11 protein-coding genes and 2 pseudogenes are annotated in these 14981 nt (G+C 61.9%); 10 read left to right on the forward strand and 3 right to left on the reverse strand.

What is annotated here, in order from left to right:
- The first annotated feature begins 325 nt into the window (after positions 1-325).
- From QNO18_RS00945 to QNO18_RS00965, 5 genes and pseudogenes are all read left to right on the forward strand, one after another.
- Entirely contained in the window at positions 326-2341 is a 2016-nt protein-coding gene (locus QNO18_RS00945) for a response regulator (RefSeq protein WP_283176154.1), read from the forward strand.
- Between the two features lie 230 nt (positions 2342-2571).
- Positions 2572-2982 carry a MerR family DNA-binding transcriptional regulator gene (locus QNO18_RS00950; RefSeq protein WP_283176155.1) on the forward strand — a complete coding sequence of 137 codons (411 nt, stop codon included), beginning with the start codon at positions 2572-2574 and terminating at the stop codon, positions 2980-2982.
- A gap of 50 nt (positions 2983-3032) precedes the next feature.
- The gene (locus QNO18_RS00955; RefSeq protein WP_283176156.1) at positions 3033-4808 is read left to right on the forward strand and encodes an acyl-CoA dehydrogenase C-terminal domain-containing protein; all 1776 of its coding nucleotides are present in this window, start codon (positions 3033-3035) and stop codon (positions 4806-4808) included.
- Positions 4809-4837: 29 nt separating this feature from the next.
- Positions 4838-5050 carry a hypothetical protein gene (locus QNO18_RS00960; RefSeq protein ID WP_283176157.1) on the forward strand — a complete coding sequence of 71 codons (213 nt, stop codon included), beginning with the start codon at positions 4838-4840 and terminating at the stop codon, positions 5048-5050.
- Positions 5051-5104: 54 nt separating this feature from the next.
- A pseudogene (locus QNO18_RS00965) lies at positions 5105-5336 on the forward strand (IS5/IS1182 family transposase); the annotation flags it as partial.
- Between the two features lie 381 nt (positions 5337-5717).
- On the opposite strand, the gene QNO18_RS00970 reads toward QNO18_RS00965, so the two are convergent.
- Entirely contained in the window at positions 5718-6608 is an 891-nt protein-coding gene (locus QNO18_RS00970; protein WP_283176158.1) for a LysR family transcriptional regulator, read from the reverse strand.
- Between the two features lie 166 nt (positions 6609-6774).
- On the opposite strand from QNO18_RS00970, the gene QNO18_RS00975 reads away from it, so the two are divergent.
- The gene (locus tag QNO18_RS00975) at positions 6775-7608 is read left to right on the forward strand and encodes a DMT family transporter (protein WP_283176159.1); all 834 of its coding nucleotides are present in this window, start codon (positions 6775-6777) and stop codon (positions 7606-7608) included.
- A 762-nt stretch (positions 7609-8370) separates the two neighbouring features.
- Here the strand turns inward: QNO18_RS00975 and QNO18_RS00980 are convergent.
- Positions 8371-8514: a hypothetical protein gene (locus QNO18_RS00980; RefSeq protein ID WP_283176160.1), complete on the reverse strand. Its 144-nt coding sequence runs from the start codon at positions 8512-8514 to the stop codon at positions 8371-8373.
- Between the two features lie 1187 nt (positions 8515-9701).
- Positions 9702-10168: pseudogene (locus QNO18_RS00985) on the reverse strand (integrase core domain-containing protein); the annotation flags it as partial.
- A gap of 591 nt (positions 10169-10759) precedes the next feature.
- Between QNO18_RS00985 and QNO18_RS00990 the strand changes: the two are divergent.
- The 4 genes from QNO18_RS00990 to pnp all read left to right on the forward strand — a co-directional run bounded on the left by QNO18_RS00990 (position 10760) and on the right by pnp (position 14930).
- Entirely contained in the window at positions 10760-11092 is a 333-nt protein-coding gene (locus QNO18_RS00990) for a hypothetical protein (protein ID WP_283176161.1), read from the forward strand.
- Positions 11089-11451, forward strand: coding sequence for an SUMF1/EgtB/PvdO family nonheme iron enzyme (locus tag QNO18_RS00995; RefSeq protein WP_283176162.1), 363 nt, complete (start codon positions 11089-11091; stop codon positions 11449-11451). Before QNO18_RS00990 ends, QNO18_RS00995 begins: the two co-directional genes overlap by 4 nt.
- A gap of 143 nt (positions 11452-11594) precedes the next feature.
- Positions 11595-12611 (forward strand): hypothetical protein, encoded by a 1017-nt coding sequence (locus tag QNO18_RS01000; RefSeq protein ID WP_283176163.1) that lies wholly within the window; start codon positions 11595-11597, stop codon positions 12609-12611.
- Between the two features lie 180 nt (positions 12612-12791).
- Positions 12792-14930, forward strand: a complete 2139-nt coding sequence (gene pnp / locus QNO18_RS01005; RefSeq protein ID WP_283176164.1) for a polyribonucleotide nucleotidyltransferase — start codon at positions 12792-12794, stop codon at positions 14928-14930.
- The last annotated feature ends 51 nt before the right edge of the window (positions 14931-14981 follow it).

Below are 14981 nucleotides of genomic sequence, written 5' to 3' on the forward strand. Positions count from 1 at the left end.
TGTCCCGGGGCCAGAGGAGGCAAGGGAGTGTGCGCCGGACAAAACCACCGAAGACGCGCTCAGTGAGGCGCAGCCCCCGCCGCGCGCCCGCAGCGCATCGGCGGCTCTGACAGCTCTACCTGAGGCTCCCGATCTTCTGACCAATGGCCTGCGCGCTCCGGGCATATCGCGCCCCGAAGACGACAGACCGTGGCCCGGAGCCCCGTTCCCATCGGTACAGCAGATCGCAGCAGCACCCTTCCCGGATGCGCCGGACCTGCTCAAGGCAGCGCTCCTGCCTCCTCCGGACCTGCTGCTGCACCTGGCCAATGGCGGCTGGAGGCGGTTGGCCGCGCAAATCGACGCCCAGGATAGAATGCTCTGCCAGCTGGTCGACATCACCCGGCAAATGCGGATCTGCGCCGCAATCGAGGCAATTCCCGATCGGTTCGTATTTTTCGACAGCGAGGACAGAATGATGACCTGCAACCAGAGCTACCGCGATATTGACAAGACCTCGGCCCCGATGATGCCCCCGGGCGTGTCTTTCGAGAATATCCTGCGCTACGGCCTCGCTCTGGGCGGGTACCCCGAGGCGTGCGGGTGCGAAGTGGAAACGGTCAAGGCCAGGATGTCGGAACATTGCGGCCCTGCGGCCGAAGGGGAACATCAGCTGACAGACGGCCGCTGGCTGCGCTCCATCGGCAAGGAAACCCCGGATGGCGGCCGCGTCGGCCTGCGTGTCGACATCACGCAACTGCGCGAACAGGCAGTGGCGCTCGAGACCGCCCGCCTCGCCGCCGAATCCGGGAGCCGGGCGAAACCGGCCTTCCTTGCCAATATGGGCCATAAGATCCGCACACCGATGAATGGGGTCGCCGGCATGGCGGATCTGTTATGCCACAACGCTCTGTCGGATGAGCAGCGCCTCATTTCCGAGACCATCCGGTCCTCGGGCGAGGCGCTTCTGGTGATCATCAACGATATCCCCGACCATTACTCAATCGACGCCGGCCAGCTGACGCTGCGCCCCGGGGATTTCGATTTTGAGCGCCTCATCCATGAGGTGGTGATGCTGTTGCAGCCGCGCGCGCGGGCAAAGGGCATCGATCTGATGATTGATTACGATGTTTTCCTGCCCACCCGTTTCACTGGTGATCCGGCGCGTCTCCGGCAGGTGCTGACCATTCTGATCGGGAATGCGGTCAAATTCACCACCAAAGGCCATGTGCTCACCCGCGTCGTCGGCATGGAGGCCGAAGGCGGGCGCCACCAGCTGCATGTCACGGTCGAAGATACCGGAATCGGCATTCCCGCAGGCCTGCTCGACCATGTGTTCAGCGAATTCTGCCAGGTCAATGATGACCGGAACCGCGAATTCGAAGGCACCGGCCGTGGCCTCGCGATCACGCGGCGCCTGATCGAGCGGATGGAGGGCGCGGTCTGGGTCGACAGCGATTATGGCAAGGGCTCGGTCTTCGGCTTCCGGCTCGCCCTGCCTCTGGCCGAGGAGAGCGGGGCCGGGAGGTTGCCCGTCCCGATCGGAAAAGCGCTGGTGGTGGATGACCAGTTCATCAACCGCACCATCCTCGAACGCCAGCTCGCCGCCTGTGGGGCAGAGGTGTTGCTCTGCCGTTCGGGTCACGAGGCGCTGCACCATATCACAGGCGGAATGATCCCGGATGTCGTGTTTGCCGATCACGAAATGCCGGGAATGGACGGGGCGGTCCTTGCCAAAAAGCTGCGGGAGGCCGGTTATGACAGGCCGCTGGTATTGATCTCGTCCAGTCCGCTGGCCGCAGAGGAGGCGGGCGGCGCGGCGGTCGACGCAATCTTGCAAAAGCCGGTGCTCCGGGCGGAGCTTTATCGATTTCTGACCAGCCTGACGCCGCCTGTTGCGCCTGAATGCGCCTTGCCCGAGGCCCCACGCACTGCCACGAAGCCCCACCAGCGGGCCATGCGCATCCTTGCCGCCGAAGACAACAGGACCAATCAGCTGGTCTTGCAGAAAATGCTGCGCTCCCTCGATGTCGAGCTGCGCTTCGCCGGAAATGGCCATGAAGCGCTGGCCGAATGGGAAAGCTACAAGCCCGACCTGATCTTCATGGATATCTCGATGCCTGGGATGGACGGGCACGAAGCCACACGGGCGATCCGCGAATGCGAGGCGGCGCGCGGGCTGAAGCGGGTTCCGATCATTGCCCTGACCGCGCATGCGATGGAGGGGGACGAGGAGGGAATTCTCGCCTCGGGCATGGACCGCTATCTGACGAAACCGCTGCGCAAATCCGAAATCAGCGCTGCCGTTCTGGCCTTTGCCGCCGAAGCGTGCCGCCCGCCCGAGAGCGGCGGACAGGGCTGACCCGTCTCCCGGGATTGCGCGTTCCCCGATGGCGGCCCGAGACGGTCACTATTGCCCGCTCCGCCGGGTCGACAGCCCCGGCTCACAGGCAGCACTCTGCCAATACCGCAGGCGTGACGTGACGTCATACTGACGTTTACGTAAGCTCAATTGTATCGCCGCAGATGACAGCACATGTCTTAACCAACCCACCGGTCCGCCGCCGGGGCCACTATCCAGGAAAGAGGACAATGCCCAACGACGAGCAGATGACGATCCGCGAGATGTGCGACGCCTTTGACGTCACCCCGAGGACGCTGCGCTTTTACGAGGCGAAGGAGCTGCTTTCGCCGGTCCGCATCGGGTCGCAACGGCGCTACACCAGGCGCGAAAGGGCACGGTTGACCATCATCCTGCGTGGCAAACGCTTTGGCTTCTCGCTGGAAGACATCCGCCAGGTCCTGAACCTCTATGCCCGCGACGGCTCGAACCTCGCGCAGATGGAACGCACCTGGGATCTGGCCCAGGAACGGCTCCGCGCGATGGAGCAGCAGCGCGACGAACTGACGCTTGCGATAGGCGATCTGAAGGCCGAGCTGGAGACCGGTGCCGGCCTGATCGCCGCCGCCCGCAACCAGAATGCCGACCCGCCAGGCAAATGACCACTGCCGGGCCAGGAGGCCCAGCGGCACAGAACCGAAGGGAGAAAACGATGACCGGCTATACCGCCCCGGTGAAGGATATGCAGTTCATTTTGCATGATGTTTTCGGGATCTCCGGCTTTGACATTCCAGGCTACGCGGATCTCGACCGTGCCTTCACCGGCGCCGTGCTGGAAGAGGCCGGCAAGGTTGCCTCGGCCATACTCGCCCCGCTGAATCCCATTGGCGACCGCCAGGGATGCGTGCTGGAAAATGGCACTGTGCGCACGCCCGATGGGTTCAAAGCCGCATTCGAGACCATGAAACAGGGCGGCTGGACCGCGCTTGACTGCGATCCGGATTACGGCGGCCAGGGTCTGCCCTATCTGATCAATTGCGCGGTAGGCGAGATCTTCGTCTCGGCCAATATGGCCTTAAACATGTATCAGGGCCTGACGCATGGCGCGGTCTCGGCGATCCATACCCATGGCACCGAGGCGCAAAAGGCGCAGTATCTCCCGAAGATGATCGCCTGCGACTGGACCGGCACGATGAACCTGACCGAGCCGCATTGCGGCACCGATCTGGGTCTTTTGCGCACGAAGGCCGAACCGCAGGAGGAAGGCTCTTATCTGATCACCGGCCAGAAGATCTTCATTTCGGCAGGCGATCATGATCTGGCGGAGAACATCATCCATCTGGTGCTGGCCCGCGCGCCAGGTGGCGGCGAGGGCACTAAAGGCATCTCGCTTTTTATCGTGCCGAAGTTTCTGGTGAACGATGATGGCTCTGTCGGGGCAAGAAACGGCATCTCGACCGGCAAGATCGAAGAGAAGATGGGCATTCACGGCAATGCGACCTGCGTGCTGAATTATGATGGCGCGAAGGGCTGGCTGCTGGGCGATCTCCATAAGGGGATGCGGGCCATGTTCACAATGATGAACGAGGCGCGGCTGGGGGTCGGCCTCCAGGGATATGCGGTGGCCGCGGCGGCGTATCAGAACGCAGCCGCCTATGCGAAAGATCGCCTCCAGGGCCGCGCCATGACCGGAGCGGAGAACCCGCAAGGCGCCGCAGACCCTCTGATCGTGCATCCCGATATCCGCCGTATGCTGATGGATCAGAAGAGCTTTGTCGAAGGCGCACGGGCGCTGACCTTCTGGGGCGCCTCGCTGATCGACCGCGCGCATCGCAATTCCGATGCCGAAGCTGACGGGCTGATCGGGTTGCTGACGCCGGTCATAAAGGGGTTCCAGACCGATAAGGGTTTTGAATCGACGGTCGGGGCGCAGCAGGTTTTCGGCGGCCACGGCTATATCGAAGAACAGGGCATGAGCCAGTTCGTCCGCGATGCAAGGATCGCGATGATCTATGAGGGCGCGAATGGCGTACAGGCGCTGGACCTCGTCGGGCGTAAACTCGCGGCAGATGGCGGCAATCATGTGATGGCGTTTTTCGACCTGGTGAAGGCCGAATGCCGCGCCCATGACGGTGATGAGCGGATGAAACCTTTCGCTGACGCCCTGACAACCGCGTCGAAACAGCTTCAGGCTGCGGCAATGTATTTCATGCAAAACGGCGTGAAAAATCCGAATGCGGCGCTGGCGGGTTCCACCGATTTTCTGCATCTGGCCGGCCATGTCTGCCTTGGCCTGATGTGGACGAAAATGGCCGGCGCCGCCTTTGCGGCCCTTGATGCCGGCGCGGCGGACCAGGAGTATCTTGACGCCAAGATCGCCACCGGTCGCTATTATATGGCCCGCCAGCTGCCCGCCTGCGCGACGCATCTGGCCCGGATCGAGAGCGGTGCCGATCCGGTCATGGCATTGACTGCCGAGGCGTTCTAGACTGCCGCCAGACCGCTTTGGAGAGACTGATGCCGAAACGTTTTCGCCTGACCCGCCGCTTTCCTGTCGCCATGACCGAAGACGGCTATCGCCGGCTGAAGCGCTTCGCCTTCGATGCAGGCCTTGATGAAGGAGAGGCCCTGTCCTTCCTCTTCGAAAATTTCGACTCGGTCATCGAGAGTGAAAAGCTCACCCATCGGCTGCGGCTGTTCAATTCGGAGCTCGACGCGCGCAAACGGTAACCGCCCGCGGGCGTCAGCCGATGAACGCCGCCTGCGGTGGGGGATGTGGATCATGAGAAGATGGATTGCAAACTGCTGTTTCGCTGGTTCGTGGGCCCTGGGGTCGGCGACGCTGCCCGGGTCCCAACTGTGTTCACGAAAAACCGCGACCGGCTGCTGATCACGGATGTGTCCCGTCGGGTCCTGGCTGCCATTCTGGCGCCTCATGGCGTGGCGCCGCTGCTGTCGGACGATCCCTTCCCGGTCGATGACGAACCGCGCATCGATGAAGCGTTTCCAGCCGAAGGAACGAGTGACCTAGGACGGGGGCGACGATCCGGGCGATCCGCCAGATATCCGCCTGCCGCCGGTAGCCTGGCGTAACCGAGAACGGCATGATTTTCCGAACCCTGTCCCGCGACACGTTACATACACGCGGCGCTTCCCCCTGGCTCATGCCCTCCGCATAAGCCTGACGCTCTCTGAGATATAGCTCCACGCCGGAGAGCCCCGCACCTTCCGTTATGGCGCAGAAAGGGAAAATCTGGCGACTTTTACGTCGACCGCAGTCGTATCATGCCGCCGCTGCCGTGGACGAATTTCGCGCCACCGTTTTCATCCTCGCCCCGCGCCGTCACGCTTTCCCTGAAGCAAGCTCGCCCTGTGGCCCGCCATCCGTGCCACCAGCTCAGGCGGCGAGCGACAGGCCGCCATTACGACTGATTTCGGTGGTCACTTCAGCGATCAGGCTGTCCAGTGCCGGATTTCTGGCCTTTCGTGCGCGCCGAATGACATAGGCAAGCGCCGGCGGAGCGGGCAATCGGTCCGCGATCACCTCCATCTCAGCTCGCAGATACCGGTCGCTCAGCAGTGCCACCCCAAGCCCGGCATTGACCGCTGCCATGATCCCCGCCGCGCTTGAACATTCGAAGACGGTTTCCAGCATCGCACCGCCATCCTGGCCGATATCCAGCGCCCATTGACGATAGAAACACTCATCATCAAAAGACAGGAATGGAACCGGTCCATCAGGCGCAAGCGCCAGTTCACGGGATTTCACCCAATGCAGCCCCTCACGAAACAGCACGACATCGGCGGGCCGGATTTCATGGGCAAAGACCTGAATGATGGCGGCATCGAGCTCGCCGCGATCCAGCATGGCGCGCAAGACGAGGCTCATGCGGACCCGGGTGCGCACCGACACCTGCGGGTGCAGGCGATGAAAGCGCCCAAGGATCCGCGCGAGGTCCGAGCAGGTGGTGTCCTCGGTCAGACCCAGCAGGATCCGGCCGCTGAGATCGTTTTTCGTCAGGCTCAGCAGCGCTTCGTCATGCAGGCTGAGGATCCGGTCGGCATAGGACAGCAGTTCTTCGCCCTGCTTTGTGAAAACCGCCATGCCCGGCCTGCGACAGAGGATCTCGCAATCCAGGCTGGCCTCCAGCCGCTTTATCTTGTGGCTGACTGCGGATTGCGTCAGCCCGAGCGCCTCGGCCGCGCGCGTGACGCCACCGTGTTGACGGATGGCCCTGACAGCGCGCAAAGCGTCGATATCGAGGCGCCGCGATAGAAGTTCAGTCATGATAATACCTCACAGGTCACCCCAAAGTCATGACCAGGTGGCATTTTTCAGGCAAGTATTCATTACATCTGCGATGCCTCTGTCATTGGGAGATCGAAATTTGTCATGTGCTCCGACGCCTGAAACCCCGTAGCCAGTGGCAATCCTGTCCAAACCGGAACACAGAATGTCCGACCTCGCCACTGCTCTGCCGGCCCGCGCCCGGCCCTGGTTTCTCTGGCCTGCCATGGCGTTCATGCTGGTTGTCGGATGGAGCTCTGGTTTCGTCGGCATCCGCTATGCGAATGATGAAGCGGGTATTGCCCTGCTGCTGTTCTGGCGGACGCTGATCTCGGGCCTGATCCTTTTGCCCTTTGCGATTTTCTTCGGGCCGCGCCTGTCGGTGAAGGCGGTTCTGGCGCAGATGGGCTTTGGGGTGATGGCGGTCTTTCTTTACCTCGGGGGGTTTGCGCTGGCCATCGGCGAACGTGTCCCGACGGGCCTCGTCGCGCTGATCTCTGATCTGCTTCCGCTTGCCATCGCCGCCATGTCTCAACCTTTGCTGGGGGAACGCCTTACCCCACGCCAATGGCTGGGAACCGGGATCGCCCTGGCCGGGGTCTTGCTTGTGACCTTTGACAGCCTGAGTCTGGGAGCTGCCCCCCTCTGGGCCTATGGGCTGACAGTGATATCGATGCTGGTCTTTGCCTTTGCCTCCATTCTGCACCGCAGACAGCCCCTGTTGCGCATCCCTGTGTATCAGAGCCTGTGCATCCATACCCTTACCAGTTCGGTCCTGTTTGCAGCCTGCGCCTGGATGAGCGAAGGTAGCCTCGCCCCGCCCCTGACGCAGAAATTCGCAATCGGCATGACCTGGCTGGTGCTGATCGCGACCTTTGCGACCTACTCGGTCTATTACACAGCGCTCAGGATGTTTCCTGCGGCGAAAGTCAGCGCCGCCATTTATCTGAGCCCCCCGTTACGATGGTATGGGCATGGGCGCTGTTCTCCGAACCTCTGACCATGGCAATGTTTGCGGGTCTTGCGGTGACGATGCTTGGGGTCTGGATGACCTCGCGCTAGAACCGGCGCTTCGCGCCTGCAAGACCGCCTCGCTGGTCGGGTTGCGCCCGAGAGAGTGGGCAGGAGCGCTTTTCGGCGGGCCTCTGCCTGGTTCTGCCCATGAATCCGGCTGGATTTCGCGCGTGATATTGCGTGATGGAGCCAGCTTGCGTCCCTGACGTTTCAGAGGTGTCGACGCCATGAGGCGCGACAAACCTGTCGTAAATGGAGGACTAGCAATGGCAGACCCCAGAGACCCGACCCGCGATCAACCGCGCGATCCCAAACAACCTCAGGTGAAGGATCCGCACCACAAATCCGACAGTGCCCCCGGACGCCAGCAGGAACAGCAGATGCCCGGCCAGAAACAGCCAGGTAACGATCAGCCGCGTCAGCCACAGCGGCGCTGACCAGTCGGCGGCGGGGAAAACCCCGCCGCCTTCGCTATGGGAGAGGTGGGTGTTACTGGGAGGAGCCGGATCGTGAAGTCAGAAAAGACCAGTTCAGAGCCGTTCGGGCCGTCCGTGCCATGGCCGCATGTCCAGCAGGAAGAGGCGGAGGGGAGAACGTCGTTCAACCCATCGCGGCAGGACCGTGGACCGGCGGATCATCAGGCCGATTGCCAGAGGCCGAAGGAGCAGGCCTGCTGAAGAAGAGCGCGTATAAAGCGCGTATAAGGAGTCCAGCCGAAGCAGGCTGAGGCGGAAACGGCGTTCTTAGGTCATGATGCAAAATGACGGGGCATTAGCCTGATGAAGGCGGCGTCAGCAAATTCACGGATGCGGCCTGCGGAATTGTCGTAACCGCTTGCCGGCCAGCTGCTGTTTTTCAGCTTGTTGAAGCAACCCTCGACCAGGTTGAGCATGGGTAGAGCAGCATATCGACAGCTCTCTTTTCCTGCGCATCGGGATCATCGGTGGCGCGTTGCGGCTTTCGATATCTTCGTGAATTTCATCGGGCTGTATTCCGGGTGTCACAGGTGCCACAGCCTCAGCAGGCGGTCAGAACGGCGATCTGCGGGAGGATTTAGGCTGTCACCAGATCATCGCCGATATAGCCGCAATCCTGTGCCGCGAGATCCCGGTTCTCACCGGGATCTCAGCGCCAGCCCCATCGCCGAAGGCCGAAGGATCCCGGTCCTGGAAGTGGTCCAGAATAAGATCCGCTGATCGTTTTCTTACCTGCCGCTCTCGAACGGCCGAGAGCCTCTGATCAACGTCCCCCTGATGCGCCCGCAAAATGATGACGAGCGCGGATCACAGTGCTGTCGATGATCTGAAGGTCCACTCATCGTTGGATATCAGGTTGCGCGCCAGAGTCGTCTCCGCCGTATAGACACCCCTGAAACACATGGCATTTATAACGCTGATCCATTTTCTCGACATGATCTACGGACCGTGCTGCCCCGCTTTCTCTCAACGCCCGCATGATGAACGGATTGGCGCCAACAATCCTTTCCGGAGCAAGCTGCGGCCTGAAGCCACCGGAGTTTTCCACCTCAGATCAGTTGTCCAACATGACCGGCGCCCATGAAGCGCAGGACCAGGTAAGGTGCGATGGATGTGTCGGGTGCCGGGCAACACCAGAGAATGACGCTGAAAACAATCGACGGGATGGGCCAGAAGCCGGGCGTCGGCTGACACTCTGCCCGGTTTCTTCGCCGGCGGCAGATTACATATATCAGATCAGACGGAAGCCTTGGCTGTTTGCGTCAAGCCTCCCGGAAATCCGGGAATGCACGTGGCTTTTGCCTTGCCTGCAGCCCTGCCAGTTCTCGATGTCTGACAAAGTAACCTTATGACGCGCAAGAGCATTCTTCTGGTCCGTTTTTGACGATGCCATCGCGCCCCGGCGCTATAAATCGGTGTTCGGCTTACCTTTACAATTCCCGGTTCTTGACGAATTTTGCGCGGTATCGACGGCGTTCCACACGGCTCTTTGCCAGGCTCCGGTCTGCGGTCCGGCGCGGGCCAGCATGATGACGCCCCTGATCCCGCATGAGGCGCAGATCATCGACACAGCGATCCGACCTTCTCTCCGGTTGTTCCTCGTTCATAACGGGAGCCCCTGGGGTTGACACTGGCCGGTGTCGGGTCGGGCAAGCCCGCGGGGCGCGTCGCTGCCAGATCGCTCGAGCGCCCGGCGCGCATCAGCCAGGCTGTCGAAGATATCTTCGCAGAGGCATTCGTCGCCCAGACTTCCGTCGAAGGGCTTGATGCAGCCATTCTGCTGCGGCTTGCCGGGGTGGATGTGGTGCCATCCGACGCCGTTGTCGGTCGCCCATTTCAGGACCGCCTGGCTGGTGAACCAGGTGCCATTGTCAGAGACGATGCAGTCGGGCTTGCCATGGATCCGGACCAGGGCATCAAGTTCCCGTGCCATCCTTGCCCTCGAGATACTGGTGTCGGCGATCAGGGCCAGCTTGTGCCCACGACGCCGGCGCACCGATGACCCTAATTCCCGACAGATGCGGCAGAGCATCTGTCGCTCATCACCATGCCCACATGTTCCAGCATCACACCCATGCGCCGCTGGTCAAACCGGCACCGCTCGCCGCACGCTCCTCAGATCGACACCGGTCAGGACGCCAGCCCGGCTAAAGGCTCCTCGCCTTTCAGGGCTGCCAGTGCGACCTGCCCCCTGAACTCAGGCGCGTGCTGCCTGCGTTCCGACAGCTCTTATCTCCCTCCCGTCAGGGATCGGCAGGCTGCAAATCACAGCCTGTGTCAGTGGCCAGGTTGCGGGCGGTAGCTCAGCTGCCCAAAGAAACGAGGTGCCGAATGAAATTCTACAGGGGTTAGCGGGGCCGGCCTGGCACCGATGATGGTGAGGGTGATGATTTCTTCATTGTCTCTCTGGCCGAAACCTCGGCGATCGACTTTCTGGCTGAAAAGCGCGCGCAGTTACTGCTCGGCCTGTAGCCGGGCTGACTATCAGCTGGGACTTGTGCCTGATGAGCTGCGCGAGTCCCGCCATGCCGCGAATGAGGCGATCATGGTTGTCGCGGATCACGGCTTCCACCCTGGCAATCACATTATCTTCCGCAAAGCGACCTTGTAGAAACCAATGTACCGCTGATCCGGTCAGCCCCGGAAATCCCGCTGCTGCGGGTGGTCACCGATCCGGTTGCGATGATCGATGCCCGGCCGACTTTGCCGGGCATTGCCGATGTCACCGCGCCAAAGCGGCAATGCGGGCAGGTGCTCTTGCCGCTTATTCAAGGCGAGAGGGCGCCGGATCCGGTGGTGCCGTCCTTTTACAAGGAACATGTGACGCAGCGTCATGTCACATACCGGCTGATCCGCGATCTCGATGCCTGGCAGCAGATCGTTGATACGGAAGAGGATTTCTGGCAGCTGAGGGATCTGTGCCAGAACAACCCGGCCTTCCTGCCCTCCGAGGCGCAACGGAATATGCCGCGCGCGGCGGGCTTACGCGGATGAAATTCCCTTTGGGGAGGGATCTGCCCCCGGCCGGGCGGTATGGGCATGATATCTGGCAAGGCCGCTTTCCCGATCGAAACAGCGAAGAAGACGGTTTTGCCGTCACTGCTCCGGTGAGGACCTTTGCGCCAAAGGGCTATGGGCTGTTCAGTATGACCGGCAATGTCTGGGGGGACGGCGGGCAGCTTTGGATCTTTACTCGCCGCGCCCTTGCCCTGTTAGCCAGGCCAAGGCTCACAGCAAGGTGCGGCGCGGCGGCTCGCATCTGCGTCATGACAGCTGTTGCGCCCGCTGTTTCGTGCATTCACGCAGCCATATTACAGCGGAAAGCCCGACCGGTCATATTGGCTTTCGGGTGATCGGGGCTGATGCGGCCTGAGGCTGGCCGTTAACAAATGCCGTCCCCGGAATCGCACCAAACCATTCCGCCGTCACGAAATTTCTGCTATCTCTGCACGGGATATGGCCGCAGGCCCCCTGTCAGATGCCGGAGGCCGATACCATGACACGTGCTGCGACAAGGCTGTTCTGTTTCGCAAACCAGGATGCCGGCTGGATGCCGGTCAATCACCTGATTGGCCTGATGGCACGGCTCCTTGAGGCCGGGATTTACGACATTGGTCCCTGCCGGCTCTCGCTGCCCGGGCGGATTGGCGCGACGCTGTTTCCCCCGCCGCGCGGCGGCACGGGCGGCGATATCTTTGTACTGCGCTCGCCTTCCGAACTGTCGCGGGCGCTCGCCCATCCGCTCTGGCGCGAGAAACGGGCGTTCCGCGCGCTCTGGGTGATCGACAGTTTCTGGACAGAAACCTGGCCGCGCCCCGCCGCGCGCCTGCTGTCGCATTTCGACCTGGTGGCCTATACCCGCGAGGGCGATGCCCCGGATTACGAAGCGCTGGCGCCGGGCCGTGCGATATATCTCGGCTGGGGGGCCGATGTGCTGGATCTGGGCAGCACTGCAGCAGAGCGCCCGATTGATCTTTTGCGGGTCGGCCGCCAGCCCGAGGCCTGGGATGATGACGCGCGCACCGCCGCCGCCTGCGCGGCGCGGGGGTTGCAGTTCCAGGGCCGCCCCCCCTTCCCCGCCAGCCCGGAAACCCAGCAAACCGAGCTGATGCGCGACTGGTATGCGCGGTCGAAATTCATCATCGCCCATTCGAATATCGCGGCACCCGCCCCCTATACTCACCCGACGCGCGCCTATGTCACCGCGCGCTGGACCGATGCGCTGGCCTGCGGCGCCAGCGTTGCCGGACGCCAGCCCGAGGGGGATCTGCGGCTGGTCAGCTGGCCCGGCGCGGTGCTGGAAACCGGCGGGATCGACCTTGACCAAAACCTCGATCTGATCGCCGAAGCCGTCCACGCCTGGACACCGGAGGTCGCGCGCCGCAACCATCACGAGGCGCTGGCGCGCTTCGACTGGCGGATCCGGATCGCGGCCCTCGCCACCAGGCTCGGGCTGAGCACGCCCGCCCTCACCGCCGATATGCAAAGGCTGCAGGCGGCGATCAAAGTCTGATGCAGAAGGGGTCTGACCGGATCGGGCTTCCCAAACAGCCCGTTTTCCTGTATGGCCCGCGCCATCTGAGACGTGACGCCCCTGGCCCCGGGCACATGCATGAGGATTGGGGCGGCGACAATGGGGTCGCCATATATCGGGAGACCGGCAGGGGCCGGAGCGCTCCCAAGAGGAAAATGCATGTTCAAAATTTCGAAAAAATCTATCCAGTGGGGCGATGAGACGCTGACCCTGGAAACCGGCAAGGTTGCGCGCCAGGCCGATGGTTCGGTCATCGCGACGCTGGGCGAAACCCAGGTGATGGCCAATGTGACCTTCGCCAAGACGGCCAAGGAAGGCCAGGATTTCTTCCCGCTGACCGTTCACTACCAGGAAAAGTATTACGCCGCCGGCAAAGTTCCTGGCGGCTTTTTCAAGCGTGAGGCACGCCCGTCGGAAAAAGAGACGCTGACCTCGCGTCTGATCGACCGCCCCTGCCGCCCGCTCTTCGTCGAAGGCTTCAAGAACGAAGTCCTCGTTATGGCGACCGTGCTGTCCTGCGACCTCGTGAATGACCCGGATGTGGTCGCGATGATCGCCGTTTCGGCCGCACTGACCATCTCGGGCGTGCCGTTCATGGGCCCGATCGGGGCCGCGCGTGTTGGCTTCACCAATGGCCAGTATGTTCTGAACCCGGCCATGGACGACATGACCCAGCTGAAGAACAACCCGGACCAGCGTCTGGACCTCGTCATCGCCGGCACCAAAGACGCCGTTATGATGGTGGAATCCGAGGCTTACGAGCTGACCGAGGAAGAAATGCTCGGCGCCGTCAAGTTCGGCCATGCCGCGATGCAGCCGGTGATCGACCTGATCATCGACCTCGCCGAAGAAGCCGCCAATGAGCCCTTCGACTTCCAGGCTCCGGATTATTCCGAGCTTTACACCCGTGTGGCCGCCGCTGGCGAAACCCAGATGCGCGCTGCTTTCGCGATCCGTGACAAGCAGGACCGCACCAATGCGATCTCGGCTGCGGTGAAAGCGATCAAGGCTTCGCTGTCGGAAGAAGATCTTGCCGACAAGAACCTCGGCTCGGCAATCAAAAAGCTGGAATCGGGCATTCTGCGCGGTGACATCATCAATGGTGGCGCCCGGATCGACGGCCGCGACAACAAAACCGTCCGCCCGATCTTCTGCGAAAACGGCATCCTGCCGCGCGCGCATGGCTCGGCACTGTTCACCCGTGGGGAAACCCAGGGTCTCGTGGTCACCACGCTCGGAACCGGCGAAGACGAGCAGATCATCGACGCGCTGAACGGCAATTACCGTTCGAACTTCCTGCTGCATTACAACTTCCCGCCCTATTCGGTTGGCGAAGTTGGCCGCGTGGGTTCGCCCGGCCGTCGTGAGATCGGCCATGGCAAGCTGGCATGGCGCGCGCTGCAGGCGGTTCTGCCGGCTGCAACCGATTTCCCCTACACGATCCGCGTCGTGTCCGAGATCACCGAATCGAACGGCTCTTCGTCGATGGCTTCGGTCTGCGGCGGCTCGCTCTCGATGATGGATGCGGGCGTTCCGCTGAAATCGCCGGTTGCAGGCGTCGCCATGGGTCTGATCCTGGAAGACGATGGCCGCTGGGCGGTTCTGACCGACATCCTCGGTGATGAAGATCACCTTGGCGACATGGATTTCAAGGTTGCAGGCACCGCCAACGGCATCACCACGATGCAGATGGACATCAAAGTCGCGGGCATCACGCCCGAGATCATGGAGCAGGCTCTGGCCCAGGCCAAAGACGGTCGTCTCCATATCCTCGGCGAGATGAATGCCGCACTGTCCGCGCCGCAGGGCTTCTCGGCTTACGCTCCGAAGATCGAAACCATGTCGATCCCGACCGATAAGATCCGGGAAGTGATCGGTTCGGGCGGTAAGGTGATCCGCGAGATCGTCGAAGTCTCGGGCGCGAAAGTCGACATCAATGATGATGGCATGATCAAGATCGCCTCGAACGACGCCAATGCCATCAAGAAGGCCTATGACATGATCTGGTCGATCGTGGCAGAGCCGGAAGATGGCAAGATCTACACCGGCAAGGTCGTCAAACTGGTCGATTTCGGCGCGTTTGTGAACTTCTTCGGCAAGCGGGACGGTCTGGTCCACGTGTCGCAGATCGCGAACAAGCGTCTGAACCACCCGAATGAGATCCTGAAAGAAGGTCAGGAAGTTAAGGTGAAACTCCTTGGCTTTGATGATCGCGGCAAGGTCCGTCTCGGCATGAAGATGGTTGACCAGGAAACCGGCCTGGAAATCACCGAGAAGAAAGAAGAAGCCGAGGGCTGAGCCCCCCGCTTCAGAATTAAGAAAGGCCCCGGAGCGATCCGGGGCCTTTTC

This window comes from Gemmobacter sp. 24YEA27 (genome assembly GCF_030052995.1).
Taxonomy (GTDB): Bacteria; Pseudomonadota; Alphaproteobacteria; order Rhodobacterales; family Rhodobacteraceae; genus Pseudogemmobacter.

Bases quoted from the DNA above. Each gene is read 5' to 3' on its own strand.
- QNO18_RS00970 (WP_283176158.1), bottom strand. From the start codon at position 6,608: ATGACTGAACTTCTATCGCGGCGCCTCGATATCGACGCTTTGCGCGCT.
- QNO18_RS00995 (WP_283176162.1), top strand. From the start codon at position 11,089: ATGAAATTCCCTTTGGGGAGGGATCTGCCCCCGGCCGGGCGGTATGGG.
- pnp (WP_283176164.1), top strand. From the start codon at position 12,792: ATGTTCAAAATTTCGAAAAAATCTATCCAGTGGGGCGATGAGACGCTG.
- QNO18_RS00980 (WP_283176160.1), bottom strand. From the start codon at position 8,514: ATGCTCAACCTGGTCGAGGGTTGCTTCAACAAGCTGAAAAACAGCAGC.
- QNO18_RS00955 (WP_283176156.1), top strand. From the start codon at position 3,033: ATGACCGGCTATACCGCCCCGGTGAAGGATATGCAGTTCATTTTGCAT.
- QNO18_RS00960 (WP_283176157.1), top strand. From the start codon at position 4,838: ATGCCGAAACGTTTTCGCCTGACCCGCCGCTTTCCTGTCGCCATGACC.
- QNO18_RS00975 (WP_283176159.1), top strand. From the start codon at position 6,775: ATGTCCGACCTCGCCACTGCTCTGCCGGCCCGCGCCCGGCCCTGGTTT.
- QNO18_RS00950 (WP_283176155.1), top strand. From the start codon at position 2,572: ATGCCCAACGACGAGCAGATGACGATCCGCGAGATGTGCGACGCCTTT.
- QNO18_RS01000 (WP_283176163.1), top strand. From the start codon at position 11,595: ATGACACGTGCTGCGACAAGGCTGTTCTGTTTCGCAAACCAGGATGCC.